The sequence below is a fragment of the Streptomyces sp. NPDC002896 genome, assembly GCF_040295225.1.
Taxonomy (GTDB): Bacteria; Actinomycetota; Actinomycetes; order Streptomycetales; family Streptomycetaceae; genus Streptomyces.
The window spans coordinates 12,047-36,691 of the sequence record NZ_JBEOVA010000028.1 but is presented as its reverse complement, the minus strand read 5'-3'; the positions used below and the strand labels follow the sequence as shown (position 1 = coordinate 36,691).

Here is a 24,645-nt window from a genome sequence, read left to right as displayed (position 1 = left end):
GCATGTATCCGCTGAACGCCTGGTATGCGGCGGCCTGGGACACCGAGGTCGGCCGGACGCTCCTCCCACGCACCATCTGCGAACGCCCCATCGTCCTGTACCGCACGTCCGAGGGAACGCCCGTCGCCCTGGCCGACGCGTGCTGGCACCGGCTCGTCCCGCTGTCCATGGGCCGCCTCGACGGCGACAACGTGGTGTGCGGCTACCACGGTCTGACGTTCGGCCCCAATGGACGCTGCCGGCGGATGCCGGCCCAGGAGACGCTCAACCCGTCGGCGGCCGTGACCGCCTACCCGGTCGTCGAGCGGCACCGGTTCGTCTGGATCTGGCCCGGTGATCCCGACAAGGCCGACCCGGCGTTCGTCCCCGACCTCCACTGGAACGACGACCCCGCGTGGGCCGGTGACGGCGAGCGGATCGAACTCGACTGCGACTACCGTCTGGTGCTGGACAACCTGATGGACCTGACGCACGAGCAGTTCCTGCACGCCGACAGCCTCGCCAACGACGAACTGTCCGACTCCGAACCGGACGTGGCACACGACGAGGACTCGGTCACGCTCACCCGCTGGATGCACGGCATCGAGGCGCCCCCGTTCCTGGCCATGCAACTGAGGCGGAAGGCCCCGGAGTACCGCGGCCCCGTCGACCGCTGGCAGATCATCCGGTTCACCGCACCCTCGACTGTCACCATCGACGTCGGCGTCGCACCCGTGGGCACGGGAGCACCGGAGGGAGACCGGAGCGCGGGAGTCAACGGTCAGGTGCTCAACACCATCACGCCCGCCGGCCCCGGCAATTGCCACTACTTCTGGGCGTTCACCCGCAACTACCACCTCGCCGACCAGGGCCTCACCAATCTCCTCCGGCAGAGCGTCTCCCGCGTTTTCGGTCAGGACTCCGACATGCTGGGCGCCCAGCAGCGCGCCATCGAGGCCAATCCCGATCACGAGTTCTACAACCTCAACATCGACATCGGCGGGATGTGGGCGCGGCGCATCATCGACGCCAGGGTCGCCGCCGAGGAGGGCCGCGAATGCACCCATCCCACCGCACTCGCGTCCGTCGCCGCGACGACACGGCGGACGGCATGAGCGGCGGCGCGAAGCACGTGGCGACCGTCGAAGCCCGCGACGAAGTGGCGCCCGACATCGCCCTGATCACACTGCGCCTGCCGGACCCGGCACCCACCCCACCGCCCGGCAGCCATCTGGATGTCATCGTGCGGCTCGCGGCCGGCAGCGACACCCGGTCGTACTCCCTGGTCGATCTCGGCCACGACGACGGCCTGCTGCGCATCGCCGTGCGCCGGCAGCGGGACGGCCGGGGCGGATCCGTGTGGATGCACTCGCTGAAACCGGGCGACGAACTCGAAGTCACCGACACCGTCGACGAGTTCCCGCTGAACCCCGGTGCGGCCCCCAGCGTGCTGCTCGCCGCCGGAATCGGCATCACCCCCGTCCTCGGGCTCGCCCGGGCCCTGCGTGCCCGGGGCAGCGCCTACCGGATCCTCTACGCCGGCCGGTCCCGCGACAGCATGGCGTTCACGGCGGAACTGGAGTCCTCCCACCCCGGCCTGGTGACCCTGGCCGAATCCGCAAGGGGAGGACGCGTGAGTCCCGCCGACGTGGTGGCCGGCGTTCCGCAGGACGGTGTGCTCTACCTCTGCGGGCCGATGGGACTGCTCAGGGACGTCCGCCAGGCCTGGCAGCAGGAGGAACGGCCGCCCGCGGACCTCCGGTTCGAGACGTTCGGGACGAGCGGCAACCATCCCGCCCGTCCGTACCGGGTGACCGTGCCCCGCCTCGGCGTGACGGTCGAGGTCCCGGTCGGCACCAGCATGCTCGACGCCCTGGAAGATGCGGGTGTCGAGATCATGTACGACTGTCTGCGCGGCGAATGCGGACTGTGCCGCGTGCGGATCCTGGAGACCGACGGGACCGTCGACCACCGTGACGTGTTCCTGTCTCCCCGGCAAAGGGCCGAGGGCCGGCAGATGTGCGCCTGCGTGTCCCGGGTCGCCGGACCCGGGGTCACCATCGACTGCTGAGTGCCCCGCCGGTCACGAGGCGAGCGCCTCCTCGGCGTCGTAGCCGTAGATCCAGCCGTTGCCCACCAGGGGGTCGGACCCGGCAAGAGCCGTGTCACGAGCCTGTTGCTCGGGCCCGTCGGGCAGGTGGTTGATGTCCCGGCGGGCCCGACTGACCTCCTGCAGGCGCGTGGTGCGGTCGATGCGTGCCGCCTCGTACCGCTTCAGCGCTTGCTCGGGGTCGTCCACGGACGCGGCCAGGCAGCGCGCCAGCACGGCGGCGTCCTCGATGGACTGGGCCGCGCCCTGGGCGAAGAAGGGGAACATGGGATGCGCGGCGTCACCGAGCAGCGTGACCCTGCCCCGGCTCCAGTGCCGCAGAGGCGCCCGGTCCAACAGCGCCCACCGCCCGGGGACACCGCCGGCGGTGATGAGGTCCGTCACCCGCGGGTCCCAGCCGGCGAACTCGGAGTGGAACTCCTCGATCGTGGCCGTCGCGCTCCAGGACTCGTCGAGGCTGCCCCCGGCAGGGGCGGCGGCGAAAACATTGACGGCCTGCCCGCCTGCGATCGGGTAGTGCACGAAGTGCCGTCCGGGGCCCAGCCAGAGGGTCTGGGCCGGCCGAAGGGCGAAGTCGGGCGCGGATCGAGCGGGCACGATGGTGCGGAAGGCACAGAGGCCGGAGTACTCCGGCGGCGCAGGCTCGGCCACCGCGCCGCGGACGACGGAGTGCACGCCGTCGGCGCCGATAACGACGTCGGCCTCGACCCGGCTGCCGTCGGCGAAGCACAGCAGCGCGCCGTCCGAGCCTGCGTCGACCGCCGTGCACCGGGCGCCCAGGCGAACCCACTCGCCGGGCACGGCCGCCTTGACGGTGTCGAGCAGATCGGCCCGGTGGATGACATAGGTGCGGTCACCGTAGAGCCCCTCGCACACACCGCTGAGTTTCTCCACCGAAAGCACGCTCCCGTCCGCCCAGCGGCGGAACTCCCAACCCCAGTCCAGCGGCACGGCCCGGCGCAGAAACCGCTCCATGACGCCGAGGCGACGCAACAGCCGTACGGCATTGGGGGCCACGACCAGCCCGGCGCCGACCTCGCCGAGTGCGGGCGCCTGCTCGTAGACGGTTGCGGTGAGCCCCGCGCGGCGCAGGAAGGCGGCGGCAGCCAGACCACCGATGCCACCCCCGATGATGGCGATCCGCGGGCCGGGAACAATGTCGGGCATAGATCCACTCCTCTGCCTCGAGGGCGAACGTCCTGGTAACACCCCGATCCTCACCGAGGTCCTTCACCGCCGAGAACGGCTATGTTCATTCAATGGACGCCCTCTTTCGGCAGCCGCCACGCCATGCGGAGGTCTGATGCCCAGGTCCAGTCAGCCCGGTCGCAGCGTGAGTTCACGGCTGTTCGAGGTTCTCTTCGCGTTCCGGCCCGGCCGGTCCCGGCTCACCCTCGCCGACCTGACCCGGGAGACCGGCTTGCCCCATGCCACAGTGCGCCGGCTGGCGTTGGAACTGGTCGACGCCGGTGCGCTGTCCCGGGCACCGGACGGCGCGTTCACGGTCGGCATCCGACTGTGGCAGCTGGGCACGCTCGCTCCGCTGAGCGCCCCGCTGCGCACCGCCGCGCTCCCGTTCATGGACGACCTGCACACCGCGCTGCGCCAGCACGTACAGCTGGCGGTACTGGAGGGCACCGAGGCCGTGCTCGTCGAGCGGCTGTCGGCGGGCAACGCGGTGGACGTCGTGTCGAGGCTCGGCGGGAGGCTGCCGCTGCACTGCTCCGGCGTGGGCAAGGTGCTGCTCGCCCACGCCGGTCCCGAGTTGGTCGAGCAGGTCATCGCGCAGGGCCTGCCGGCGTACACCGAGCGCACCGTCACCGATCCCGCGCGGCTGCGGACACTGCTGGCCGAGTGCCGCGAGACCGGCGTGGCCGTCGTCCGTGAGGAGACGACACCTGGAGTCGACTCGGTGGCCACCCGGATCCTCAACGCCGATGGCGAGGTCGTCGCGGCCCTGTCCGTGGTCGTAGGTGCCGGGTCGGTCGATCTACGGGCGGTACGGCCGGCGGTCATCGCCTCCGGTCTGGCCGTGTCCCGCAGGCTGGGCTGGCATCCCTCGGCCGGAGTCCGATAGGTCGGCGTCCCTGAGGCCGGATGCCTGGTGGGCCCGCAGAAGGACGCCCTCGAACTCAGTTCGACCGCGCCACGATGCCGTCGAGAACCGGGTCGACGATCCGCTTCGCGAAGCGGGCGTCAGGCTGCGGTGCGTCGGAGTGGAGCAGGGGGCGTGCAACGCGGGAGCCGGGCGAGCGGCCGCTCGGCCGCGTGAGCATGCTGGAAGGGCTCAGCGGCTGACGGCGGGCATCAGGACGCGGGCCGTCGCATGTGCTGAGGGCCACCCGGCCCCGTGATGGCCGGCCGAGCAGGGATAAAGTGTCACACGGTGGCAAACACGAGGTAATAGCAGGAAACCATGATCAGGCAATCTCGGATGCCGTACTCGATCAGCCGGGCCACCCGGCTTTTCGAGGCAGCCGGCGACTTGCCGATGCTGCCACAGAAGACTGGATCATCTGGGTGGCGCCCGCCCAGATCCGGCCGGTGTCCTGTGCCGAGGTTGCCACGCTCATCGCTCACACCGCTGTGTTCAGCCCCATGTTCGGCGTCCGTGAGATCGCCGGCCCCGAGCACCGCCCAGATACTGTGCCGGCAACCGAGAACGCGCAGAACATTGTGAAGCTTGTCATAACCCTGATACGGGGATCCGCGGGCGAGGCTCTCGCATCCACGTCGACTCGGACTTGTCCCGTTTCATACTGTAAGGCATGCGGGCATATGGGGCAGGGGCGCCGAGCATTGATCCCTTGCACGGAACACTGTCTTCGCCGCCAGTGTCGACTCGGTCAGCAGGAGAGCAAAGTTTTGATAGGCTGATCACAGCGTTGCGGGTGCCGTCGACACAATCCCCCGTGATAGGTGTCCGGAACGTATCACCTGCGCAGAGCCCGCAGGTGCAGCGCCCGGGCGCCACGCAATCCCCCGATGGTGGCGCCCGGGACCATTCACCGCCCGACTACGGACACCAGGCAGGCGCTCTTACGAAGGGTTCGTCGGCCGGGCCGACACTGCGCCTGGCAGCTATCCTGATCCGCCCCCGGACGCCGAGACGTTGGCCCAGCTAGCGCCGCAGAGGTCAGGCCGCTTATTCGCGACCGGTTGGCTGCCACCTGGGCAACGTACCTCCCGGCGACCGGGCCTCACCGGTTTCGAGCAACCGGAAATCCTTGCCCTGCCGGGCAGATGAGCGTAAACGGCGTAGCTGTCGACTGCTCCGCAGAGACTTGGGGCCGACGGCGCCCCGCAGTGCAGGCCTTTGTTTCCGGCGGAATTCCTCGCATCAGCGGCGGGGCCGGTGACAGCGTCGCAGACCGAATGATCGACTCTGCGGCGTCCCCGCAACCAGAAGCAGGCGATACAAGAGCGAGACAGACGCACCGACTGAGCCACGCCTCGATGCCACAGGCCCACAAGGTGTGCTCACCGCATTCTTGGTTGCCGCAATCAGGCAGCCTCAGGACTGCGTGCCGCCTGCGCCCCTGCGCCGACTCAGGAGGTACGTCTAGGAACGCTTGGCGCGGTAGAGGCCCCGGCCGGTCCGCTGGATACGGGAGGTACCGACAAGACGGTCGAGTGTGCTGCGGACACCGTTGATGCTTCCGCTGTCGGAGTCACGACCGAGTGCCGCGGCAACATCACGGGCCCGCACGTCGACGTCGCCGACGTTGGCGAAGTACTCCATGATCTGTTCGGTGAGCTGGCCGTATTTCTTCTCCCCGTCCGTGTCGGTGCCGGCGGCAACAGGACGTTCCGTGTCTTTGCCGCTCTCCGGCTTCCGAGCCCGGGGCGCGGACTTCGGTGTGGCGTCTGCGGACTCGGCGGAGGCACGGTCTGTCTGCGGTTCGCCGGGCGTCGCAGCCTGGCCCCGTTGCGCAGCTGCAGCGCCGGCCGTACCCGTCGAGGCAGCAACAGCCGGGTCGAGCATCAGGGTCTCGAGGGCGCTGAGGGCCCGCTGCACCGAGCCGAGATGCGCCACGACCGCAGCCAGTTCCCTTTCCAGTGCCTGCTTTTGGACCTGCAGGCGGGCCAGGTCGTCTTGAAGGCTCTCAGCGGTGATTTCAATGTTATGCGCCGCGTGGGTTACAGAGACCATGTGTTCCTCTCATCCTCAACCCCTCGTGCCGCGCCCCGGCTCACGTGCGGTGCCGCTCGGACTGAACGCGGGAATGGGCCCCCTGACATCATATGCAGTGCCCCATTCGGAATGTAGATGCACCAGACGGGCCCCACGGGTCCCCAAGAGACTCACCCCACTGATCACGGGGTTGCGAAACAGGGCAGGTCACCGTGCCGCCGGACGGCTGTTCCCGAGGCGGCAGAGCGACCGACCCACCGGAGGATGCTGAGGTTCAGCACACACTGAACGGTATCGCACCAATTATTGCCACTGTTCGCGGCAGACGCGACGGTATGGATCACGTGGTTGTCAGTGATCTGATGGTCTTTGGCCGCCGTCCCCCAGGGCAGCCCCAAGCCGGTGGACGGACCACGCCGCCCACCGGTTTTGGCGGGCCGAGTCCTGCCACCAGCCTGTTCCGTCTCGTCGCGGTCAGCAGGGCATGAAACGCTCCGCCGCCTTCCGACAGGCGTCGTCGGCGAGACCGTCGGCATCCTTGCGGCCGGATGATCCACAGTGATTTTCGCTGTCTGTCCCTTGGGCGGAGGCGGAGGATGTGCCGCGCAGCAGGCGCAGCGCGTCGGAGACGGCCTTGATGCGTGCGTCGACAGCGTCAATTGCCTCTTGAAGCAGGCGGAGGTGGGCCTCGAGCAGGGCGGCCTCGGCTGCCAGAGACACACTGGCGGCGGCAGGGGCGGAGTGCTTGTCGGGGTCTCGCGGCATTACGCGTCTTTCTGCGGGTCAAGCGGGTAGTCGTACGAAATCGGAGCCACGGAAGCGTGGGCGGTCGTAGCGCGGATGCATCGGTGGTCCCCGGCTCCTGAGGCCATACATGCTTCCTTCCTCGCTGCCAGGGCTTGTGCGAGTGGCGCGCGAGCCACCCTCCGCATTGACCGGACAGCTGACGGAGGTGTGACAGCCGCGCGATGGACGCTGCTTGCCGTACGGGCCTGGCCCGGCGCGGCTGAAGAACGCGCTCGCGAGGAGAGCGCTGCGGCGGCCTGCCCGGCCGCCGCGGCGCTGAGCCAGGGGAGCCGGTGTCGATCAGCCGCGTGCCTCCTGGCGCAGCGCGCTGGCACCGCCCCGGAGAGGGCCTACTCGACGTCACAACCCGACAGCGGCGCTCTGCGGCCCGACCAGCGAGATGCGGCGGTGTCACAACATCTGCCGGTCTCCGGTCTAACTGACGAGGCCACAGAAAAAGAGGGCGCTGTGCGCGAAATCTTGCGTTGCCGAACACTCCCGCCAAGGAGAGCCGGGGTTGTCGTGCCGGGCAGGTACACGACCGACTCACCCTTCGGCGCGCCCGTAGACGACATGCCAGCCCTTCGTCCAAAAGCACTCCCACTGACTGGAGGCCTGCCAGGTGTCTGCAGAGGGAACACTGACGTCCATCGTGCACGGACCCGTCACCTGGATCACTGCTGCGGCGCCCGCATTGTGTGGTGCCGTGCGAGAGGGAGGGTGCTGTATGGACCACGCTGACGCGATGCCGATCGCAGAGCTGCTAGACGAGCGTCGATTTCTGCTGGATGTCGCCTACTGGATGCTGGGCAGCCGCCGTGAGGCAGAGAGCGTTGTCGATGAGGCCTACGGCCGGTGGTACGGGCTGTCCGACGCTGCGCGCAAGCAGATCACAGCGCCCCGGTGCTGGCTGGCGAAGACCGCAGGCGGGATTTGCCTGAGCCGACTCGCCCGATCCGACCGGGCTGATGACGCCACCTGCGTAGCAAGGGCCGCTGAGGGCCCCCAGGCGGCTGAGCGTCCTGCTGCCACGCTGGAGGAGGAGGTCGGCCGAGTTCTGCTGGATGCGCTGGACTCCCTGTCGCTGGCCGAGCGGGCGGCGTTCGTGCTCAATGACGTCTTCGGGATGTCACCCGACACGGTCGCCGGCATCGTGGGACGCACAGAGCCGGAGTGCGCCGAACTCGCCGAGCGGGCGCGCCACTGGCTTCGGGTGCAGCGCTCACGCCCCACGACGCCGGAACAGCACGATGCCCTCGCCCGCGCTGTCCGCCAGGCCTGCGTGACCGAGGACGCCAATCTGCTGGCATCGCTGCTGTGCCCGCACGCCACGGCGTTCTTCGACGGCGGCGGCAAGGTCCGGGCACTGATCAGGCCGGTACACGGCAGCCGCCAGGTCGCACACAGCCTGCTGACATTCCTGGCCCGCCGCCCGCGCACCACCCTGACCACCCAGTCCGTCAACGGCCGCACCGGCCTCGTAGCCCGCTACGACCACCAAGTCGCCGCCGTCATCAGCCTCGACATCGCCGACCACCACGTCGCGCAAGTCTGGGTCGTACTCAACCCCGACAAACTGCGCTCCTGGAACCAGCCCCCCACCCTCGGTGGCCCCCGCTCACACCAGAGCCCGTCACAGCAGGGCGACGGCTGATCCTGATCACTTTTTGACAGGCGCTTTCGGAGCCGTTGGCCATGGCCGCAGGTGGCCGATACGCCGGAGGCGGCCCGGTGGACCAGCTGATGTATGACGGTACGGTCCTGAGGGAAGGGTGGTGCTTGGCGCCACCGTGCGGCCCGTGCGTGGGAAGTGCCGATCACCGCTCGCGCTGCCGGCTCTGCCGGCGGAAGCGCTCCCGCCCGAGCACCGCACGCGGCTGCTCCCTCACACGGGTACTCCCGCTGGAAGCAGGTGCGGGGACCGACGGGCCCGTTCAAGGACGGGGACGGCGGGCGGGCGCAGGATCGAGGACATGCTCTTCGCGAGTGGTCGCCGTTGGTGGGCAGCTGTTTCTGCCGGCACCCCACGCCCGCGCAGAAGGCTCCAGCCAGCGTCCTCGGCTCGGTTCCCGTGAACATGAGGCGCTTACTCACCGCATGGGGCCCGCAGAGAGGTCCCGTTCGGTGAGCGTCCGCTTCCCCCCGTCGTCGTCCGCGCCCCGTCGGGAAGGCCAGCTGCATCAGGGGGCCATGCGTGACCCCGCGCGTCCGGGCTCGCCGGCCGGCCAGCCGCCCGGGGCAGACGCTGTCACGTGCCTCCGTTGATCGCGCGATTACCGCCTCGTCACACTGCCGCAGTTACACACCACCCGACGCAGGGCCGAGAGCAGCTGCGAAGCGGGAACGCGAATCAAGGAACGCGGCGATCTTGCTCGGGTTCCACACCCAAAACAGTTTGTAGATACCTTCCTTCGAGGCGGCTGTCGTCAGGAACGTGGTGGGCTCGCCGTCTCGGTAGATCATCACGCCCGTACGGCCGTTGGCGTCGACCAACCTGAGGTCCGCGCCCCGCCAGAACCGTGGATAGGCGGTCGCCAGGTTGGCCACGCGTGCACGGCCCAGCACAGGTATACGAGCGGCGCCCCGGATACCGTTGCCGTCGGAAAGACTGACGGCATCGGGGGTGAGAAGGGCTTCCAGTGAGGCCACATCCCCCGTTCGAGCTGCTGAGACGAAGGCGTTCAGAAGGCGTCGGTGCTCCGCCGTGTCCACGCTCTCCCGCTGCTCGTCCGACAGATGCTTGCGAGCACGGCTTACGATCTTCCGGACGTTGACGAGGCTGAGTTGAAGGATTTCAGCGATCTCGGGATAGGCGTAATCGAACGCCTCGCGCAGTACGTATGCGGCGCGCTCGGTTGGGCTCAGCTTTTCCAACACCAGCAGCAGAGCCAGCTCCAGGGCCTCTGCGCGCTGCGCGCCTACCTCCGGGTCCGAGCTCGTGTCGATGGGCTCGGGCAGCCACGGTCCGATGTAGGTTTCCCGACGCACGCGCGCCGATCGCGCGACGTTTATGGCCAAGCGGGTCGTGGTGCTCGAGAGGAAGGCCACCGGGCTGACCACCGCGGAGCGGTCGGTCTTCTGCCAACGCAGCCACACTTCCTGGACCACGTCTTCAGCCTCGACCGAGCTGCCGAGGACGCGGTAGGCGATCCCGAAGAGACGTGTCCGGTGCTGGACAAAGACAGAAACAGCCTCTTCAAGGTCACTTGTCGTGGGGGACGGTTCGAGATGCATGATCCTGCGGTCTTCGTTCCTCCGGCTGCGGCTGTCTAGTGGCGGGACCACGCAGCTACCGTGTGGTTGCGGACGGCTCCGCCCAGCGGTTCCAGGACACTCTTCTGAAGGCCGAAGTGCTGCCGGGCGTGAGGCGCCGAATGGCTTGTTCGGGTGCTGCAGAAACTGTGGTCACTGAAAGTCACGTCTGCTCCAATCGCATCTGTTCGATGAACCGGGATCGGCCCGTTCCTGTGACAGGACTGGGGCACAGGGGTGCCGCTGACTGCTGTCGCAGGAGCTCAGGCAGACACACAGTGTTTTCGCGGGCTCACGGCCCGACCACTTGATCAAATCAAACCTCTGAGTAAAGGACCCATCTAGGCAGCGAGCCGCGCATAGTTCCGCCAGCCCAAGACCGTGGAATCGTTCCCAACGATGCCATTAAAGCATTGACACGTTGTTGATCAGTGAGTGGGTCGTTCCGCGTCCCGGCGAGGCCTGGATGAGCCTCGCAGCAGCATTTTCACGCCACCGGCAGGAGTCACCTCCTGAAGAGCGGCCGCATCGTGACGATACGTGTCACGGCGACGAACCGGTAACACGGTTCGAGCAGACCGTGGCCTCCAGCATGCCGGAACGGGAAAGCGCGCACGGCCGGGGGATTGCGGGAGGGACGGCGCCTGCAGTGAGCCGGGAAGCTCCTCGCAACGTTGTGGGACAGCCGCCTCAAGGCTCCTCGTCCGGCGTTGTGTCGCGGGGCGAGGCGGGACGGACCGGCCGTCCCGCCTGCCGGCGGCGTGCCCCCGCGTGCTGACCGGCGGTACCGGGGGGCTTCCCCTCGCCCGGCCGCGACCGGTGGGTACGCAGGAAGGACCCCGACGGCGGCTGACCGGCATCCGGATGATCCCCCATCGGCCCTTGTGGGCCCGGTACTTACGGTTCCGCGGTCAGTGCGCCGTCACTACGTCGGACTTGTACACCAGCCCGAGGCGGTGGTTGTACTGAATGGTGTACATCCAGCCGCACCGCTCCGCGCCTGGCGATGCGCACGGCCACACTCACTCTGGCCGGCTGTGCTCCACCTGGCGGACAGCGCGGGCGAGGGCATCGTGCTGTTCCGGCGTCGTGGGGCGTGAGTGCTGCACTCGAAGCCAGTGGCGCGCCCGCTCGGTGAGTTCGGCGCATTCCGGCTCTGTGCGTCCCACGATGCCAGCGGCCGTGTCGGGCGACATCCCGAAGCACGCCGTTTCGTGACACCTGCAGGCCGGGACTTACGGCACCTTCTTGAGATTCTTCCGCCGGGTACGCAAAGGTGCTTGTGGCAGCGGGCAGGCCGGTCGGGATGCGCCGGCGGCTGCGGCGCGTGATGTGTGCCGCTCGACGGCTTCGGCTGGCTGTGCCGCACGGGCTCGAGAGCGAGCAGCATGCCGTCCCTTCAGTTGCCCGCGGCCAGCCGACCAGACAAGCTGGGCATCGGCTTCGATGCCGAGTAGGTGGTTGGTCGAGTGCCGACAGCTTCTCGACCGCTCAGCGGCTGTGGCCGCGGGAGCAACCAGCGTGCCGTCCTCGCTCAGCGGCGTCTTCTTCGCTGAATGGAGCGGGGCGGGTGCCGCAGCGTCCCGTGCGCCCGTACGCGACAGCCAGAACCCGGTCCTCGAGCGGCAGGCCCCCGGATCGCCCTGCAGCCCAGAGTCCGTCACCGACGGCTGTGTTCGTACGGCCGCTCAACTGGGGGGAAACTTCTGCAGGGCGGTGGAGATGGCTCTCATCCGCTCGTTGAGGTTCACGAGTTGTTGGCGAAGCTCGTTGACACGGGTCTCCAGCTCGGTGGCTTCAGCGGCTAGCGAAACGACTGTGGCCGCGATGTCAATTCGGTTCTCAGTGGCTTGGGTCATTGTGTGTCCTTCTGCGGCAGAGACCGCAAAGCAACGTGGCCGCCACGACCCCACAAAGTCATCTGCCGTGTGCGAGGCCTGTCCCGGCCGGGGACTGGGCGGAGTCGGCATGGCGCGGAACGCCATGGGCTGTGCCCCTTGAGAAGTGCTGCCGGCGCATGCGGCGCTGTCTGAGCCAGGCAGCTGATGCGCCGACAGGCATTTCCCGGGCTAGGCAGCTACTGCATGGTCCCGCTGTACAGCGGAGATGTCGAGAATCAGCTTCACCTTGTCGCTGATCAGGACCCCACCTGCTGCCAGCGCTGTGTCGGCAAGGAAGGCCAACGCAGTGTCCGTTCAGCGGTGTAGTGAACCTGCGGCCGGGCGCAGGGGTGGCCCCCGTCTGCAGGCAGGGGCCACCCGCAGGGCTTACTGCTGTTGCGCGAGCCAGTCGCTGATCCGGGTCTCGGCGATGTGCGCGTCAGGACCCGGAAGGAGCGAGGTCTCCTGCAGCTCGGCACCGAAGTACGGGGCGTGCGGGTCCGTGACGACCGTGCGGGGGTCGTTCGTGGCGGCGAGTACCTCGCGGATGAGCTCGTCGCACTGGAACACGTCGGGACCGGCGACCTCCACCACGCCGTTGACCGGGGTGCCGACCGCGGCACGGCCGACGGCCGCTGCCACGTCGTCGGAGTGCATGGGCTGGATCTTGGCGGGGGACAGACGCACGGTGTCGCCCTCGGTGGCCGCGTCCGCGATCCCCTTCATGAACTCGAAGAACTCGGTGGCGTGGACGATGGAGTAGGGGATGCCGGACGCCTTGATCAGCTCTTCCTGGGCCAGCTTGGCGCGGAAGTATCCGCTCTCCTGGAGCCGCTCGGTGCCGACCACGGACAGCGCCAAGTGGTGCGTCACGCCGGCCTTGGCTCCGCCTCCAGGAGGTTGGTCGTGGAGGTACGGAAGAAGTCCATGACGGCCCCGTCCTCGAACGAGGGGGAGTTGGACACGTCGACCACGACCGACGCACCCTGCAGGACCTCGGCCAGACCCTCGCCCGTCAGAGTGTTGACGCCGGTGCCAGGAGCGGCCGCGACTGCCTCATGCCCGTGCTCGTTGAGTTTGCCGACCAGCTTCGAGCCGATGAGCCCCGTTCCACCGATCACTACGACCTTCACAGCGGATTCCTCTCGTAGGTTTTCGTGGTGCGGCGCGCTCCTCCGAATGAGCTGATCACCGTCACCGAACAAATCGGTCTGTACTAGAAGAGACAGCACAGCGGATCTACTTGTGACAGGGGTTCGCAAGAATCGGGGAAATTCACCGATGCGGCCCTCAGGGGCCAGGTTGCACGAGACAGTGCGGCTGTTCATTCGCTCGCGTCACGACTCCGCTGGCGGTTACCTGTTGTGTTCGAAGGAGAGCAGACGGGTGTGCCGCCATTGCGTGCTCGCAGTGTTGTACGAGGTTCATTCGGCAAGCTTTCCATCGGTCGAGACCTCTTCCATCAGAGAGGAAATCTCGTCCGGGATGGCCGGAATGCTCTCGCGGGTGATACCCGTCGTCGGGGACCATACGAGATTGACCCGCAGCGTGGGATCCAGGTCCGGGTAGGCGCTGGGGTTGTGGCAGCCGCGGGTCTCGCGACGCTCCAGTGCTGCTTCGAGGGTGGCCCGGGCTGCCATGCCTGCCAGCACGCGGTTCCCAGCCATCCAGAACCCGCCACCTCCGGCTGATGCAGGGCATTGGCCCAGTGCTCGACCCTCCCCGTGCTCCAGAGCTGAGCCGTTCGCTACTCATGTCCCGTCGCGCTGACTTCCGTTGCCCGGTCCGAGCGCCGAGGTGTTGAGGGCGCCGAGCATGCGACGGAGGTGAGTACGCACCTGTTCCCGTTCCTCGGGCAGGAACGGTTCCAGGGCCTCCTGCTCGCACGGTTCGAGCGCAGTCTCGCCCCGCAGTGCCAGTGCCTCGCCCGCGGCCGTGACACACACTTCGATGATCTTTCCGTGAGTGGGGTGGGGACGCCGCTCGACTAGTCCGCGCTCGACCAGACCCCGCAGCGCTGTGCCCATGGACTGTGCGGTGACGCCGCAGCGGCGGGCGAGTTCGGCACTGGACAGAGGCCCGTCCAGGCTCAATCGGACGAGCGTGCTGAGTTGCGCCTGGGTCAGTCCGAGTGGGCGCAGTGCTCGTTCGAGGCGCTGCGTGTATGCGTGCGAGAGCTGCCAGAGCAGGTAGCCGATGCGCTCGCTGGGATCCTTCACCGCCACCGGTGCAGCCCTCCATGTGTAAGGTAGCTTATACAAGTTACCTTACACCTTAAGGGCCGAGGAGCCATGCCCAGCACCGCTTCCACAAGTCAAAGTCACTTCCCTGACACATACCCAGGGCCGGGTCGACACCGCCACCATCCAGGTCCGCAGAGCGACGCCCCACCCCAGCGGCCGGGGCTGACCGGTCCGCAGGCGGTGTTCAAGCCCGTGATCACTGTGCTGACCATCGGTCTGGCCTTCGTCAGCGTTTTCCTCGCCGCCTTCCATACGCCCCAGCCGCACCGGCTGCCGGTCGCCATCGCCGCATCCGACAAGACCGCGGCACTTTTCGACGTCCGGCTGCAGCGTGTCTCGCCAGACGGCTTCCAGGTCGACCGGTACCCGGACAACGCCTCGGCCCGTCGGGCGGTTGAGCACCGCCAGGCGTATGCTGCGCTGTTGGCCGACGACGGCAGGCCCAAGATCGTATACGCGGGTGCGAACGGTCCTGCGGTGTCCGCGCTGGTGGCGCCACTCGGCAGTCTGTGCACCTCGGGCTGTGGGGCAGGGGAGAAACTGCCCGTGATCGACATCCTTCCGCTCTCGCATGGAGACAGCCGGGGTCTGTCGGTCTTCTATGCGTCATTCGGGCTGGTGCTGGCAGGGTTTCTCTTCGGCCAGATGACCTATCAAGTGGCACCGCGCCTCTCCTTCGGGCAACGCGTCAGCAGTCTGGCGCTGTTCGCGATCGTCGGCGGGCTGGCGACAGCACTCATTGCGAGTACGGCCTTCGGAGCCATGCCCGGTCCCTTTCTGGGCATCGCGGGCCTTGTGGCGCTAATGGCGGGGGCTGTAGCGGCATCCACCGTGCTGTTGATCCGGATCTTCGGCCCGATTGGAGTTCTGTTGGCGTCGATTTTCCTGATAGTGATGGGGAACGCCAGCAGCGGTGGGGTACTGCCGCCCGAATTTCTGCCTGGTTGGCTGAAACCACTCACTTCGGTGATGCCTCCGGGCGTCGGCGTCCGCGCACTGGGCGGGATCGCCTACTTCCACCACGACGGGCTGGTCAGCGGTGTTGTGGTGCTATCGGCCTGGATCGCTGTTTGCATCGCGGCGCTGTTCTTGCTCGATCGGATCGCCGCATCTGCCGCGATTTTGCACGCCGCGAGGCGGTGAAGGCCCTGGTGGATACCGAAGCCGGCCCGGCGCACCGCAACCCGGCCAGGTGCGCCGTGCGGCCGCGGCAGTCACCTCCTGCGGCCGGTGCGGATCAGCGCGGAGTGGGGTTTACGGATCGAGTGCGTCGTCCCCAGGTTTTCTTGTAGCCACGCGGCTTCTTTGCAAATCATCGGCGCATCCCACGACAGGCTGCGAGCAGTGCCAGGGCACCGCCCAGTCCACCTGCCGCGTCCTCGCTGCCCGCGGGCCTGCGCCCGCCGACGGCAGGCCGACTCGGGACGCGGCGCACCTCGACTTGATAGGCAAGTGGGCATTTGCCTATCGTGTGGTCGTGGCCGACGACCTTTTCAAAGCCTTGGCCGACCCCACCCGCCGCACCATCCTCGACGAGCTCGCGGAGAAGTCCGGACAGACACTGTTCGAGATCTGCTCGCGACTGAGCATGAAGCATCAGCTCGGCATGTCGCGGCAGGCGGTCTCCCAGCACCTCGCCGTGCTGGAGACCGCCGGGCTCGTCGAGACCAGGCGGGAGGGCCGCTACAAGTTCCACGACCTCAACACAGCCCCGCTGCGGCAGATCGCCGAGCGATGGCTCATGCCCGACACACCCGGACCGGAGGAGAGCACCCCATGAAGATCCATCTGACCAGCGTCTTCGTCGACGACCAGGCCAAGGCCCTGCGCTTCTACACCGAGATCCTCGGCTTCGTGAAGAAGCACGACGTCCCGGTGGGCGAGAAGGACCGGTGGCTGACCGTCGTCTCGCCCGACGAGCCCGGTGGCACCGAACTCCTCCTGGAGCCCGCCGGCCACCCGGTCGTCAAGACCTACCGCGACACGCTCGTCGAGGACGGCATCCCGCTCGCCCAGTTCGCCGTCGACGACGTGAAGGCGGAGTACGAGCGGCTGCGCGACCTCGGCGTCCGCTTCACCCAGGAGCCCCTGGAGATGGGCGCCGTCACCACCGCCGTCTTCGACGACACTTGCGGCAACCTGATCCAGATCGCGACACAGGCGCAGTAGGCGGTCGGCCGCGTGCGGGGCTCGGCCGCGGCGGCGACTGGACCCTCGCCCTGGAACTCGCTGGCGGCGTGGGCATGACTCCGGAGGTCCTCGAAACCCTCTCGGCCGGCACCCGCGCCGTCATGCACTCGTCCAACGGCGGCAAGCCCGTCCACCTTTTTCACTGGTTCGAGGACAGCGAGCTGCGCACCGCCTTCGAGTAGCCCAGCCACCGGATCGGCTCCACCCCCGACGCCCTCAACGCCGTCATGCGCGACGTCGGCTTTCACCTCACGGCGACATCGGACCGCCCAGGCCCGACCGGGCACCCCAGGGCGTGAGGAACCCCGCCCGCCCCCCACGGACCGCGCACCCACAGTGCCGTAGCCGAGCTTCTGCCAGCCCGCTTTGGGGCACCCGGGCGCAGAGCCGGCGGAGGGCTGTCTCAGTTGTCCAGTGAAGCCAAGTAAGGGGCCAGCTTGGCCGGATTCATTACCCACATGATGCGTTCGATGCCTCGTGCCGACACATCGACGGACAGCAGAGCCACCGCGTTTCCATCGGCCGAGACAAGGACGGCCGGCCTGCCGTTGGCCTCGACCCAGCGAATGTCTGCCTGAGGCCAGAAACGTGGGGCGAAGGCGGCAAGGTACTTGGAGACGTGCGGACGGCCGACGACCGGAATCCTGGATGCCCCGCGCACCCCGCCGCCGTCGGAGTAACTGACCACGTCCGCCGTGAGAACATCCTCGAGTACTGACAGATTGCCGGTCTGCGCCGCGGCGAGGAACACCTCCAGCAGGCGCCGGTGAGCGGTGGAGCTGACTGGCTCCCTGCGTTCCGCTGACAGATGCTTTCGGGCGCGGCTCACCAACTGGCGCGTATTTGCTTCGCTCGTCTCCAGGATGTCCGCGATCTGCTTGTACGCGTAGTCAAAGGCTTCCCTCAGAACGTAAGCGGCCCGTTCCACGGGGTTCAGCTTCTCCAGGAGGAAGAGAATCGCCAGGTCGAGTGCCTCTGCCCGTTCCGCTCCCAGCTGCGGATCCACGCTCGTATCAACTGGCTCCGGAAGCCAGGGCCCGATGTACGACTCACGCCGCATCCTGGCGGACTTGGCGACGTTGATCGCCAGACGGGCGGTGACCGTAGCCAGGAACGCTGCCGGCTCGTGGACGTCGGCGTGGTCGGTGTTCTGCCACCGCAGCCACGCCTCCTGGACGATGTCCTCGGCTTCCACAGCACTGCCGAGCACGCGGTAGGCGATGCCAAAGAGTTGGGGGCGCGCTGCGATGAAATCCCTCGTCGCCTGGTCAAGGGAGTTCGCGTCATCCCCGGCGCGCATGATGTCCTCCAATTCTGGATCACCATGCTACAAGCCGTCACAGCAGGACGCGCGCCGTCATGCGCGGGTTGTCCGGTTGGCGGCTCCCCGCAAGCGACTGCTCCCCACACCCGCGGGCCCAGCCACAGTGACCGACCGTGGGGGTGAGGACATGTGACCGTGCAGGGGACCGCCCCTGAGTCCAGCCGCCTGGCCCTCACACGATCTCGATGCACTCGGTGCGTACCTGTTCCGGCCGTGGGTCTCGACCCCATTGCACCGTGGTGAGTGATGAGGGACGTGGTTGCCACGGAGGGTCACCACAACCGAGATCATGAACGGCCTCGCGCCGTCAGGAGCACTCGCTTGTGGAGCAGATCGAAGTTGGCCCGGCCGAACAGCCGCTTGACCAGACTCTCATCTGGGTCCCTTCCCATCGAGGGGTCAGCGACCCCGTGTGCGTCTGGCTGACGGCGAGGTCAGCCACGTGCACTACATACGACAGCTCACACCGCTGTTGTGAGAGAGAGTGGATCAGTGTCACGACGTACCCGCTGAACGCGCGGCTTTCGTGGCCGCGCGATGGCCATCCGTGCAGGGCGGGACCCGAACCTGCGCTTCATGAGCCGCTCCGAAAGCAGTGGCATCTGTCACAGACGCAGCGTGTACTCGGTCTTCACTTCGAGACAGCCCATGACCAGCCCGAACGCACGAACCCTGTCATCGCCCTCGGGAAAGGTTGGTACACCGACCATCTGGCGGCACACGGCCATCTGCCCGTGCAAAGCAACAACTACGGAGGTACTACACAGTGTCAAGTAAGGATTCGGCAGGCGACACCCATCCCGAGACGTGGATGACGGCGGCGACGGTGCTGCAGGACGCCAAGCCGCTCCACATCCCCGAGGGCGCCTCGGGCATGACCATCCTGGTCGAGTGGCCGCCCGGTGCAGCTGGCACTCCTCCGCACCGCCATACGGGACCGGCCTTCGGCTACGTGATCGAGGGCGAGGTGCGCTTCGAGCTGGAGGGAGAGCCGGAACGCATCGTCAAGGCGGGCGAGACGTTCTGGGAGCCGGGCGGCGACGTGATCCACTACCAGGACGGCAACGCCCGCACGGACGCGCCGTGCCGGTTCCTTGTGACCATGCTGTGTGCGCCGGGCAAGCCGATGCTCACGCTGGTCGACGAGGAGGAACTGGCCCAGCGGGCCCACCTGCGTGCTCCGCGCCCCGTGAACTGACCTGCGGCTTCCTGTCCAGGCAGGTCAGCTCCGACCGAAGCAGGGCCCGCTCCGTGGGAGGGCACGACAAGCATGAGCGCCACTGACGTCGTGTGCTCCATGCTGACCGTGCTGTTCGCGGCCGCAGCCGTCCACGAGATGCTGCACCGTGTCCTGCCACGGAACTCCGGGTGGCGCAGGCCCTTGTGGGCAGAAGGGTTGTCCAGGGTCACGTAGATGGGTGCGCCGTCGGGCCGGGCGGCGCGGATCGGCCTCAGCGCGGTCAGGGTGTCTGCGGAGCCCTTCTTGCGGTGGTTGACGCCCCACAGGGTGTCGTCGCCGACCGAGTAACTGCCGTGGGAGTAGCGCACCCCGTGGGTGCGATGTTAGGTGACCGGCAACCGGTTGAGGCGCTGCTGGCCCGCCAGGGCCACATCACCTACCTCGACCAGTACGGCCCGTACGGCAACGGCACCCCGGTGCTGAACGCTGCCCGTGCCTTCGGCGACGAGCCGGTGTTGGTGCTGTGGCCCGACGACGTCTTCGTGGCCGAGGTCCCCCGCGCCCAGCAGCTGGTCCGCGCGTATGAGCAGACCGGCTGCCCGGTGCTGGCCCTTATGCCGATGGACCCCACCGACTCCCAGCGCTATGGCGTGCCCATCGTCAAGGAGGACCTCGGAGACGGCCAACTGCGCATCACCGGCCTGGTCGAAAAGCCCGAGCCCGCTGCCGCTCCGTCGTCGTACGCGGCTATCGGCGGCTACGTCGTCACCCCTGGCATCATCGACGAACTGCGCGAGCAGACCCGCCGCTGGTACGAGCACCGCACCGGCGAGGTCTACCTGACCGACGCCATCAACGCCTACGCCGCCACCCGCGCCGTATACGGCCAGGTCATCAAGGGCCGCTGGTACGACACCGGCAATCCGGCCGACTACCTGGTCGCCCAGATGGCGTTCGCCCTCGCCCACCCGGAGTATGGCCCCGTCCTGCGCGGCCTGGTCGCCGGACTCGACGTCGACCGTGCTGCCCTCCAGGCGGAAACCAACACCTGACCTGCCGCTTTACGTCTTGGGCCGCCCGCTCGCAGCGAGCGGCCAAGACAGGGAGCACCTGGTGGTATCTCAACGCGATTCGAACCCGATCGTTCAGCACGACACCGGACTTGGCGGAAGAGCGGCCTTGCTGCGCGGCTACACACCGGTCGTGTAGGACCACGCGGAACGCTCCTCGTCCTGCTTGTTGCGGGTATCCCATGGTCCACTCCCTCCACATGAGCTGGGGATGTCGCATGGGCAGGGGCAAGTCGGATTCGTTCCCTATTCGCCGCGGGGCGGGGTGTCTTCGTCTGGCGTTGGCCCAGGCCGCCGAAGCGCCGGGAGGAGCAGCCGAGGCGGGGATCCGAACCGGGGCCTCGGCGGCGGCCCGTCCCGAGGGCGCCCCGGCAGCCTCCTCCTGGGGCAGCCGGTCGAAGTGGACTTCGATGGCCGGGACGAGCCCATCAGTTCCTCGAAGTCGAGTGAGCCCAGCGGCTCCACCGCGAGGGCGTAGCGCAGCATGACGAGGCCGGCCAGTTGCGCGGACACCAGGGACGTGAACGCCGGTGTCCGCTCGGTCTCCCCGGGGGGCGATCCGGCCCAGGCGCGACGCGAAGGCCGCCTGAATAGCCCTTGGTGGCGAAGAGTTCGAGCGCGGCTGTGAGGATCTGGGTCCTGGTGCTGCTCTGTCCCGGACGGCGGCCGCCGCCAACGTGAAGGCCGCCTCCCGCGGGCCGCGGCAACGGGGCAGGCGGCGGCGTTGTCCGGGCAGGGGCTCCGGGCTCCGTTGCTCATTGCCCCCTCCGTGAGTAGTTCAGCCGACGGCGTCGCGACGGAGACGCCCGACAAGGCCGATTTCGCGCCGACCGTGCCGGACCCTGCGCTGCGCGCTCTGGTCGAGGCCCTCATGGCAACGGGTCGTCTGTCGCCGCGGTCGCGCTGTGTCGGGCGCGGATGAGCGCGATCACGGTGTCGGTGGTGCGGTCGAGGTAGCTGCGGCCATCGGGCAGCTGGGCCTCCGGGCTGATGTAGCTGCGCGGCCCGAGGTGGGTGGCCGGGTCGAGCCGATGCACGGTGATCTTCCTGGCGCGGCCGGCGCGGTTCCATCCGCTACGGCGGAACAGCCGCCAGCGCTGAGGGAAGATCCAGGTGCCGACCCGCTCAATCCAGTCGGTCGCGCTGGTGAGTTGATGCACGTGCTCGGCATGGGTGAGGTCGTTGGCGCCGTTGTGGAACCCACCGAGCGTGATCAGCAGGAGCGGGGAGCGCAGTTGGGTGTGCAGTTCTTCGACCGCGCCGGTGGCGACCTGGGCGCCGCCGCTGTAGCTGAGCAGCACCACGGGGATACCGCTGTCGGGCTGGTAGCCGGCGAGGCGGAGCTGCGTGGCGATCTGGGAGCCGACGGCCCGGTTGTAGAGGGGGCGGTATCGGTGGTCGGCGGCGACGAAGATCTGCATGACATTGTGCAGGAACAAGAGCAGCCCGACGTGGCGGCGCAGCCACGCCCACACCGGCCGATCAGCAAGCGGGTCGGCCAGCGGCGAGTAGGGCTGCACCTGACCCAGCACCCGCAGCTCCGGCGCTCCGGCGATCAGGGCCTTGACCAGCTGGCCGCCGTCGCGGGTGTCGCGAACGCGGCGTTTCCCGATGCCGTCCAGGTAGACCAGGTAGACCAGGTAGGCGTCCGGGGGACTGTCAGGGGCCGCACCCCGGGCATAGGGCACGCCCTCCGGGAGCTCGGTGGTAGGGGCCCGCCAGCCGGCGGTGTAGGCCAGCACCTCGTAGCGGGCCAGCAGAGCTTCGGCGAGCAGCACCGGCCCAAGCGCGCAGATCCAGATCAGGAAGTCGTTCATGCGATCGGCTCCGGTGCCCGGGTCGCACTGATCCTCACGACCAGACGCCGAACGGCCTCTACAGCGACGCCAAGACCGGCCCCGGCGACGGCCACGCAACCGGCGGCGGCCCACCAGCCCAGCCCGGTCGCCGCGGCGAGCGGGCTGGCCAGACCGGCCCCGACCCCCACAAAGAGCAGCAGGTGGAGCAGGGGCCCGAGCAACGGGAATGCAAGGACGGCAGCGAGCACCAGCGGGGCGACCAGGCCCGGTGTCCACACCAACCCGGCGCCTGGCGGTGGAGGGGACTGCACCAGCTCGGCCAGGGTCCATGCGGTCAGCGGCCACAGCGCGAACACAGCAGCCTCGACGAGGCCACCGGGCAGCAGCAACCCGGCCACAAAAGTCCGCGACATGCCCGGGCGGCGCGCTACCAGAGGCAGGATGCGCCCGGCGGCCTCCGACAGCCCGGCGAACAGCAGCAGAACGACGACGGGTGACATCGCTCAGCCTCGCTGTGACGGATCGACGGGAGCCGACTGACTGACCGCGCCGGCCGCATGCAGGTACCGCTCGATTTCGTCGGCGGCGCGCCGATATCCACCCGCCTTGTGCTGGGCGGCCTGCAGGGTGGTCGCGGCTTCCCGGAACCGGGGTTCGTCGAGCAGGCGCCGGGCGAGGGCACGCACGGAGGCCTCGGTGACGTCCTGGGTACGGATCGACAGGCCGGCGCCGAGCTCGGCGACGCGCCGGGCCACCATCGGCTGGTCAGCGCCCTGCGGGACCACCAGCATCGGAACCCCGGCGTACATGGCCTCGTTGACGCTGTTCATCCCGCCGTGGGTGACGAACAGCGCCGCGCGGGCCAGCACCTCCGGTTGCGGCACGGAGCGGCGGGCGAGCACGTTGGCCGGCAACGGACCCAGCGCGGCGGGATCGGTCTGCCCGGTGGAGATGATCACGGTGCCGCCCAGCGGGGCGAGCGCAGTGGCGAAGCTGCGCAGCAGCTGCGGGTCGGCGTTGAACACCGTGCCCAGTGAGGCGTACAGCACCGGGTCGTGCAGCCGATCGGCCGGGAACGTCGGGTCGACTGGGCGGGCGCCAATGCTTGGGCCAACGAACCGGTAGGACTGGTCGAAGTCCTCGACGGCAGGCTGGAACTCCCGCGAGGTGTAGACCAGATTGAGCGGCTGGCGGATGTTGCCCAGGTCGAGCAGTGGCAACCCACGCGTGTCGAAGCGGCGGTGCAGACCCCAGCGCGACCGCAGGTAGCCCTGGAGGCTGCGGGGCCGAGCCGCAGCTGCGGCCAGCAGATCCCACGAGCCGCGGGTGGGGCTGGGCACATGCCGGTTGAACGCGAACGTGGTGAACGACGACGCCGCCAGCACCTTGAGTTCGCGGGCGGCGACTGCGCCCCACAAACAGGCGTTGTCGTGGACGATCAAGTGGGGCCGGACGCGGCGCAGGTCGGTGAGCACGGCGGGCAGCAAGCGGACGGTGGTGTACGCGAGCCCCTCCATCAGCGTGACCGGCGTCGGCGGATCGGGGAGCGGCTGGTCGCCTCCGGGGTAGAGGCAGACAGTCGCGCCGGTGGCCTCGATCTCCTCACGGAACGCGGGCGAGGTGTGATACGAGACGGAGTGGCCGCGCCGGACAAGCTCGGCGACGACCGGCAGCGTCGGGTTGACGCGCCCGTGCATGGCGATGTTGAGGAACGCGATGGTACTCACAGGCCGAGCCCCAATACGGAGGAAGGGGATGCCTCGCCCGGACTGACCGATGTCGCCGGAGGATCGTCGGCCCGATACAGGCCAGGCCCGCTGATGCGCAGGTCGTCGAGGAAGCGCCCCGCCGCGAGGGACGCGGTGCTGATCAGCCGCTGGGATTGGCCGAAGTCCCACGGGGCGGGCCAGGCCTCGATGCCGGTCGGCAGCACGACGGTCGGGATGTGCTTGGACACCTCTTGCAGGTCACGCTCGATCTGATGGTGCAACAGCAGTAGCCCGGCCCTGGCGGCGATCGCTCTGGCACGTCGGCGGGGATTGGTGGGGCGCAACGGCGAGCTCTCCGGCCCGGTCGACACCACCACCACGCTGGCCGCCCCGGCCTGCTGGGCCGCCAGTACCGGGACGTAGGCGATCACCCCGCCGTCGACGAGCGTTTGGCCCTCACGATCCACCGGGGGCAGCATCCCGGGAATGGCTGCGCTGGCCAGCAGCGCGGACTCGAGGTCTCCGTGGTCGAGCAGCGCCGGAGCGCCGGTGACCAGGTCCATGGCCACCGCGGTGAACGGGACCGCCAACTGCTCGATCCGCGACGGCAGCCCAGCCCGAGCGATCAGTCGACGCAGGCCGCGATCGGTGAAGAGGCTGGCCCGTGAGGACAGGTAGCCGAGCGGATACACCTCACGGCGACGCAACTGCGTCCACACGTGGTCCAGCCACGGCGCGGCCCTGTCGGGGTGGGCGGCCGCGATGGCCCCGTTGAGGGCACCCACCGAGGTTCCGATGATCATGTCCGGGACGAATCCGCGCTGCTCCAGCGCGTACCCGACACCAACATGCGCCGCTCCGAGCACGCCACCGGCGCCCACCACCACGGCCACGGGACGGGGAAGAGCGCGCAAGCCCGCCGACGTCGGGTCCTCGGGCGGCCGGCTCGATGACAGGGGATGCGTCCCCTTGTCGCCCGTCATGGTGC

22 protein-coding genes and 4 pseudogenes are annotated in these 24,645 nt (G+C 68.4%); 11 read left to right on the top strand and 15 right to left on the bottom strand.

From position 1 onward, the window contains the following. The first annotated feature begins 2 nt into the window (after positions 1-2). A complete protein-coding gene (locus ABT009_RS36145) occupies positions 3-1,094 on the top strand; it encodes an aromatic ring-hydroxylating dioxygenase subunit alpha (RefSeq protein WP_351304991.1) in 1,092 nt (363 codons plus the stop codon). Continuing rightward, a complete protein-coding gene (locus ABT009_RS36140; RefSeq protein WP_351304989.1) occupies positions 1,037-2,050 on the top strand; it encodes a PDR/VanB family oxidoreductase in 1,014 nt (337 codons plus the stop codon). Before ABT009_RS36145 ends, ABT009_RS36140 begins: the two co-directional genes overlap by 58 nt. Before the next feature lie 12 nt (positions 2,051-2,062). On the opposite strand, the gene ABT009_RS36135 is transcribed toward ABT009_RS36140, so the two are convergent. Then, a complete protein-coding gene (locus ABT009_RS36135) occupies positions 2,063-3,256 on the bottom strand; it encodes an FAD-dependent monooxygenase (protein ID WP_351304987.1) in 1,194 nt (397 codons plus the stop codon). Positions 3,257-3,422: 166 nt separating this feature from the next. Here ABT009_RS36135 and ABT009_RS36130 point away from each other — a divergent pair, with 166 nt between their 5' ends. Next, entirely contained in the window at positions 3,423-4,166 is a 744-nt protein-coding gene (locus tag ABT009_RS36130; RefSeq protein WP_351304985.1) for an IclR family transcriptional regulator, read from the top strand. A gap of 55 nt (positions 4,167-4,221) precedes the next feature. On the opposite strand, the gene ABT009_RS36125 is transcribed toward ABT009_RS36130, so the two are convergent. The 4 genes from ABT009_RS36125 to ABT009_RS36110 all read right to left on the bottom strand — a co-directional run bounded on the left by ABT009_RS36125 (position 4,222) and on the right by ABT009_RS36110 (position 6,944). Further along, positions 4,222-4,365, bottom strand: coding sequence for a hypothetical protein (locus ABT009_RS36125; RefSeq protein WP_351304983.1), 144 nt, complete (start codon positions 4,363-4,365; stop codon positions 4,222-4,224). Between the two features lie 103 nt (positions 4,366-4,468). Beyond that, complete coding sequence (locus ABT009_RS36120) at positions 4,469-4,669, bottom strand: hypothetical protein (RefSeq protein WP_351304982.1); 201 nt, start codon at positions 4,667-4,669, stop codon at positions 4,469-4,471. A gap of 982 nt (positions 4,670-5,651) precedes the next feature. Beyond that, positions 5,652-6,242 carry a hypothetical protein gene (locus ABT009_RS36115; protein WP_351304980.1) on the bottom strand — a complete coding sequence of 197 codons (591 nt, stop codon included), beginning with the start codon at positions 6,240-6,242 and terminating at the stop codon, positions 5,652-5,654. 456 nt (positions 6,243-6,698) lie between these two features. Next, positions 6,699-6,944, bottom strand: a complete 246-nt coding sequence (locus tag ABT009_RS36110) for a hypothetical protein (RefSeq protein ID WP_351304978.1) — start codon at positions 6,942-6,944, stop codon at positions 6,699-6,701. A gap of 793 nt (positions 6,945-7,737) precedes the next feature. On the opposite strand from ABT009_RS36110, the gene ABT009_RS36105 reads away from it, so the two are divergent. Next, a complete protein-coding gene (locus ABT009_RS36105) occupies positions 7,738-8,664 on the top strand; it encodes a sigma-70 family RNA polymerase sigma factor family protein (RefSeq protein WP_351304976.1) in 927 nt (308 codons plus the stop codon). A gap of 644 nt (positions 8,665-9,308) precedes the next feature. On the opposite strand, the gene ABT009_RS36100 is transcribed toward ABT009_RS36105, so the two are convergent. From ABT009_RS36100 to ABT009_RS36080, 5 genes and pseudogenes are all read right to left on the bottom strand, one after another. Next, complete coding sequence (locus ABT009_RS36100) at positions 9,309-10,244, bottom strand: RNA polymerase sigma-70 factor (protein ID WP_351304974.1); 936 nt, start codon at positions 10,242-10,244, stop codon at positions 9,309-9,311. A gap of 1,706 nt (positions 10,245-11,950) precedes the next feature. Next, on the bottom strand, positions 11,951-12,121 hold the full coding sequence (locus ABT009_RS36095; RefSeq protein ID WP_351304971.1) for a hypothetical protein: 171 nt from the start codon (positions 12,119-12,121) through the stop codon (positions 11,951-11,953). A 408-nt stretch (positions 12,122-12,529) separates the two neighbouring features. Then, positions 12,530-13,275 (bottom strand): annotated as a pseudogene (locus ABT009_RS36090) (SDR family oxidoreductase). A 291-nt stretch (positions 13,276-13,566) separates the two neighbouring features. Next, positions 13,567-13,788: pseudogene (locus ABT009_RS36085) on the bottom strand (succinate dehydrogenase); the annotation flags it as partial. A 105-nt stretch (positions 13,789-13,893) separates the two neighbouring features. Continuing rightward, positions 13,894-14,367, bottom strand: coding sequence for a MarR family winged helix-turn-helix transcriptional regulator (locus tag ABT009_RS36080; RefSeq protein WP_351304968.1), 474 nt, complete (start codon positions 14,365-14,367; stop codon positions 13,894-13,896). Positions 14,368-14,577: 210 nt separating this feature from the next. On the opposite strand from ABT009_RS36080, the gene ABT009_RS36075 reads away from it, so the two are divergent. The 4 genes and pseudogenes from ABT009_RS36075 (at position 14,578) to ABT009_RS36060 (ending at position 16,874) form a co-directional block, all read left to right on the top strand. Further along, a complete protein-coding gene (locus ABT009_RS36075; protein ID WP_351304965.1) occupies positions 14,578-15,528 on the top strand; it encodes an ABC transporter permease in 951 nt (316 codons plus the stop codon). A 334-nt stretch (positions 15,529-15,862) separates the two neighbouring features. Continuing rightward, positions 15,863-16,165: an ArsR/SmtB family transcription factor gene (locus tag ABT009_RS36070; protein WP_351304962.1), complete on the top strand. Its 303-nt coding sequence runs from the start codon at positions 15,863-15,865 to the stop codon at positions 16,163-16,165. After that, the gene (locus ABT009_RS36065) at positions 16,162-16,554 is read left to right on the top strand and encodes a VOC family protein (RefSeq protein ID WP_351304959.1); all 393 of its coding nucleotides are present in this window, start codon (positions 16,162-16,164) and stop codon (positions 16,552-16,554) included. The genes ABT009_RS36070 and ABT009_RS36065 overlap by 4 nt, the downstream gene beginning before the upstream one ends. Then, a pseudogene (locus tag ABT009_RS36060) lies at positions 16,515-16,874 on the top strand (DUF6461 domain-containing protein). The gene ABT009_RS36065 and the pseudogene ABT009_RS36060 overlap by 40 nt, the downstream one beginning before the upstream one ends. A gap of 104 nt (positions 16,875-16,978) precedes the next feature. Here ABT009_RS36060 and ABT009_RS36055 read toward each other — a convergent pair. Further along, positions 16,979-17,875 (bottom strand): RNA polymerase sigma-70 factor, encoded by an 897-nt coding sequence (locus ABT009_RS36055; RefSeq protein ID WP_351305115.1) that lies wholly within the window; start codon positions 17,873-17,875, stop codon positions 16,979-16,981. A 790-nt stretch (positions 17,876-18,665) separates the two neighbouring features. Between ABT009_RS36055 and ABT009_RS36050 the strand changes: the two genes are divergently transcribed. The 3 genes and pseudogenes from ABT009_RS36050 to ABT009_RS36035 form a co-directional block, all read left to right on the top strand. After that, positions 18,666-19,097 (top strand): cupin domain-containing protein, encoded by a 432-nt coding sequence (locus tag ABT009_RS36050; protein WP_502990030.1) that lies wholly within the window; start codon positions 18,666-18,668, stop codon positions 19,095-19,097. Between the two features lie 72 nt (positions 19,098-19,169). Continuing rightward, on the top strand, positions 19,170-19,313 hold the full coding sequence (locus ABT009_RS36045) for a hypothetical protein (RefSeq protein ID WP_351305119.1): 144 nt from the start codon (positions 19,170-19,172) through the stop codon (positions 19,311-19,313). A 173-nt stretch (positions 19,314-19,486) separates the two neighbouring features. Further along, positions 19,487-20,131: pseudogene (locus tag ABT009_RS36035) on the top strand (sugar phosphate nucleotidyltransferase); the annotation flags it as partial. Positions 20,132-21,018: 887 nt separating this feature from the next. On the opposite strand, the gene ABT009_RS36030 reads toward ABT009_RS36035, so the two are convergent. Genes ABT009_RS36030 through ABT009_RS36015 form a run of 4 tightly spaced genes read right to left on the bottom strand, consistent with a single transcriptional unit; the run spans position 21,019 to position 24,640 of the window. Further along, complete coding sequence (locus tag ABT009_RS36030; protein WP_351304956.1) at positions 21,019-21,966, bottom strand: hypothetical protein; 948 nt, start codon at positions 21,964-21,966, stop codon at positions 21,019-21,021. After that, positions 21,963-22,448: a hypothetical protein gene (locus ABT009_RS36025; RefSeq protein WP_351304953.1), complete on the bottom strand. Its 486-nt coding sequence runs from the start codon at positions 22,446-22,448 to the stop codon at positions 21,963-21,965. The genes ABT009_RS36030 and ABT009_RS36025 overlap by 4 nt, the downstream gene beginning before the upstream one ends. 3 nt (positions 22,449-22,451) lie before the next feature. Continuing rightward, positions 22,452-23,675 carry a macrolide family glycosyltransferase gene (locus ABT009_RS36020; protein WP_351304950.1) on the bottom strand — a complete coding sequence of 408 codons (1,224 nt, stop codon included), beginning with the start codon at positions 23,673-23,675 and terminating at the stop codon, positions 22,452-22,454. After that, entirely contained in the window at positions 23,672-24,640 is a 969-nt protein-coding gene (locus ABT009_RS36015) for a patatin-like phospholipase family protein (RefSeq protein WP_351304947.1), read from the bottom strand. Before ABT009_RS36015 ends, ABT009_RS36020 begins: the two co-directional genes overlap by 4 nt. Positions 24,641-24,645 lie beyond the last annotated feature (5 nt).

What these genes read in the sequence shown, in the direction of transcription:
- ABT009_RS36045 (WP_351305119.1), top strand. Translation starts at nt 19,170, where the DNA reads ATGAGCGCCACTGACGTCGTGTGCTCCATGCTGACCGTGCTGTTCGCG.
- ABT009_RS36065 (WP_351304959.1), top strand. Translation starts at nt 16,162, where the DNA reads ATGAAGATCCATCTGACCAGCGTCTTCGTCGACGACCAGGCCAAGGCC.
- ABT009_RS36015 (WP_351304947.1), bottom strand. Translation starts at nt 24,640, where the DNA reads ATGACGGGCGACAAGGGGACGCATCCCCTGTCATCGAGCCGGCCGCCC.
- ABT009_RS36025 (WP_351304953.1), bottom strand. Translation starts at nt 22,448, where the DNA reads ATGTCACCCGTCGTCGTTCTGCTGCTGTTCGCCGGGCTGTCGGAGGCC.
- ABT009_RS36100 (WP_351304974.1), bottom strand. Translation starts at nt 10,244, where the DNA reads ATGCATCTCGAACCGTCCCCCACGACAAGTGACCTTGAAGAGGCTGTT.
- ABT009_RS36125 (WP_351304983.1), bottom strand. Translation starts at nt 4,365, where the DNA reads ATGCTCACGCGGCCGAGCGGCCGCTCGCCCGGCTCCCGCGTTGCACGC.
- ABT009_RS36140 (WP_351304989.1), top strand. Translation starts at nt 1,037, where the DNA reads ATGCACCCATCCCACCGCACTCGCGTCCGTCGCCGCGACGACACGGCG.
- ABT009_RS36105 (WP_351304976.1), top strand. Translation starts at nt 7,738, where the DNA reads ATGGACCACGCTGACGCGATGCCGATCGCAGAGCTGCTAGACGAGCGT.
- ABT009_RS36055 (WP_351305115.1), bottom strand. Translation starts at nt 17,875, where the DNA reads ATGCGCGCCGGGGATGACGCGAACTCCCTTGACCAGGCGACGAGGGAT.
- ABT009_RS36095 (WP_351304971.1), bottom strand. Translation starts at nt 12,121, where the DNA reads ATGACCCAAGCCACTGAGAACCGAATTGACATCGCGGCCACAGTCGTT.
- ABT009_RS36135 (WP_351304987.1), bottom strand. Translation starts at nt 3,256, where the DNA reads ATGCCCGACATTGTTCCCGGCCCGCGGATCGCCATCATCGGGGGTGGC.
- ABT009_RS36145 (WP_351304991.1), top strand. Translation starts at nt 3, where the DNA reads ATGTATCCGCTGAACGCCTGGTATGCGGCGGCCTGGGACACCGAGGTC.
- ABT009_RS36115 (WP_351304980.1), bottom strand. Translation starts at nt 6,242, where the DNA reads ATGGTCTCTGTAACCCACGCGGCGCATAACATTGAAATCACCGCTGAG.
- ABT009_RS36030 (WP_351304956.1), bottom strand. Translation starts at nt 21,966, where the DNA reads ATGAACGACTTCCTGATCTGGATCTGCGCGCTTGGGCCGGTGCTGCTC.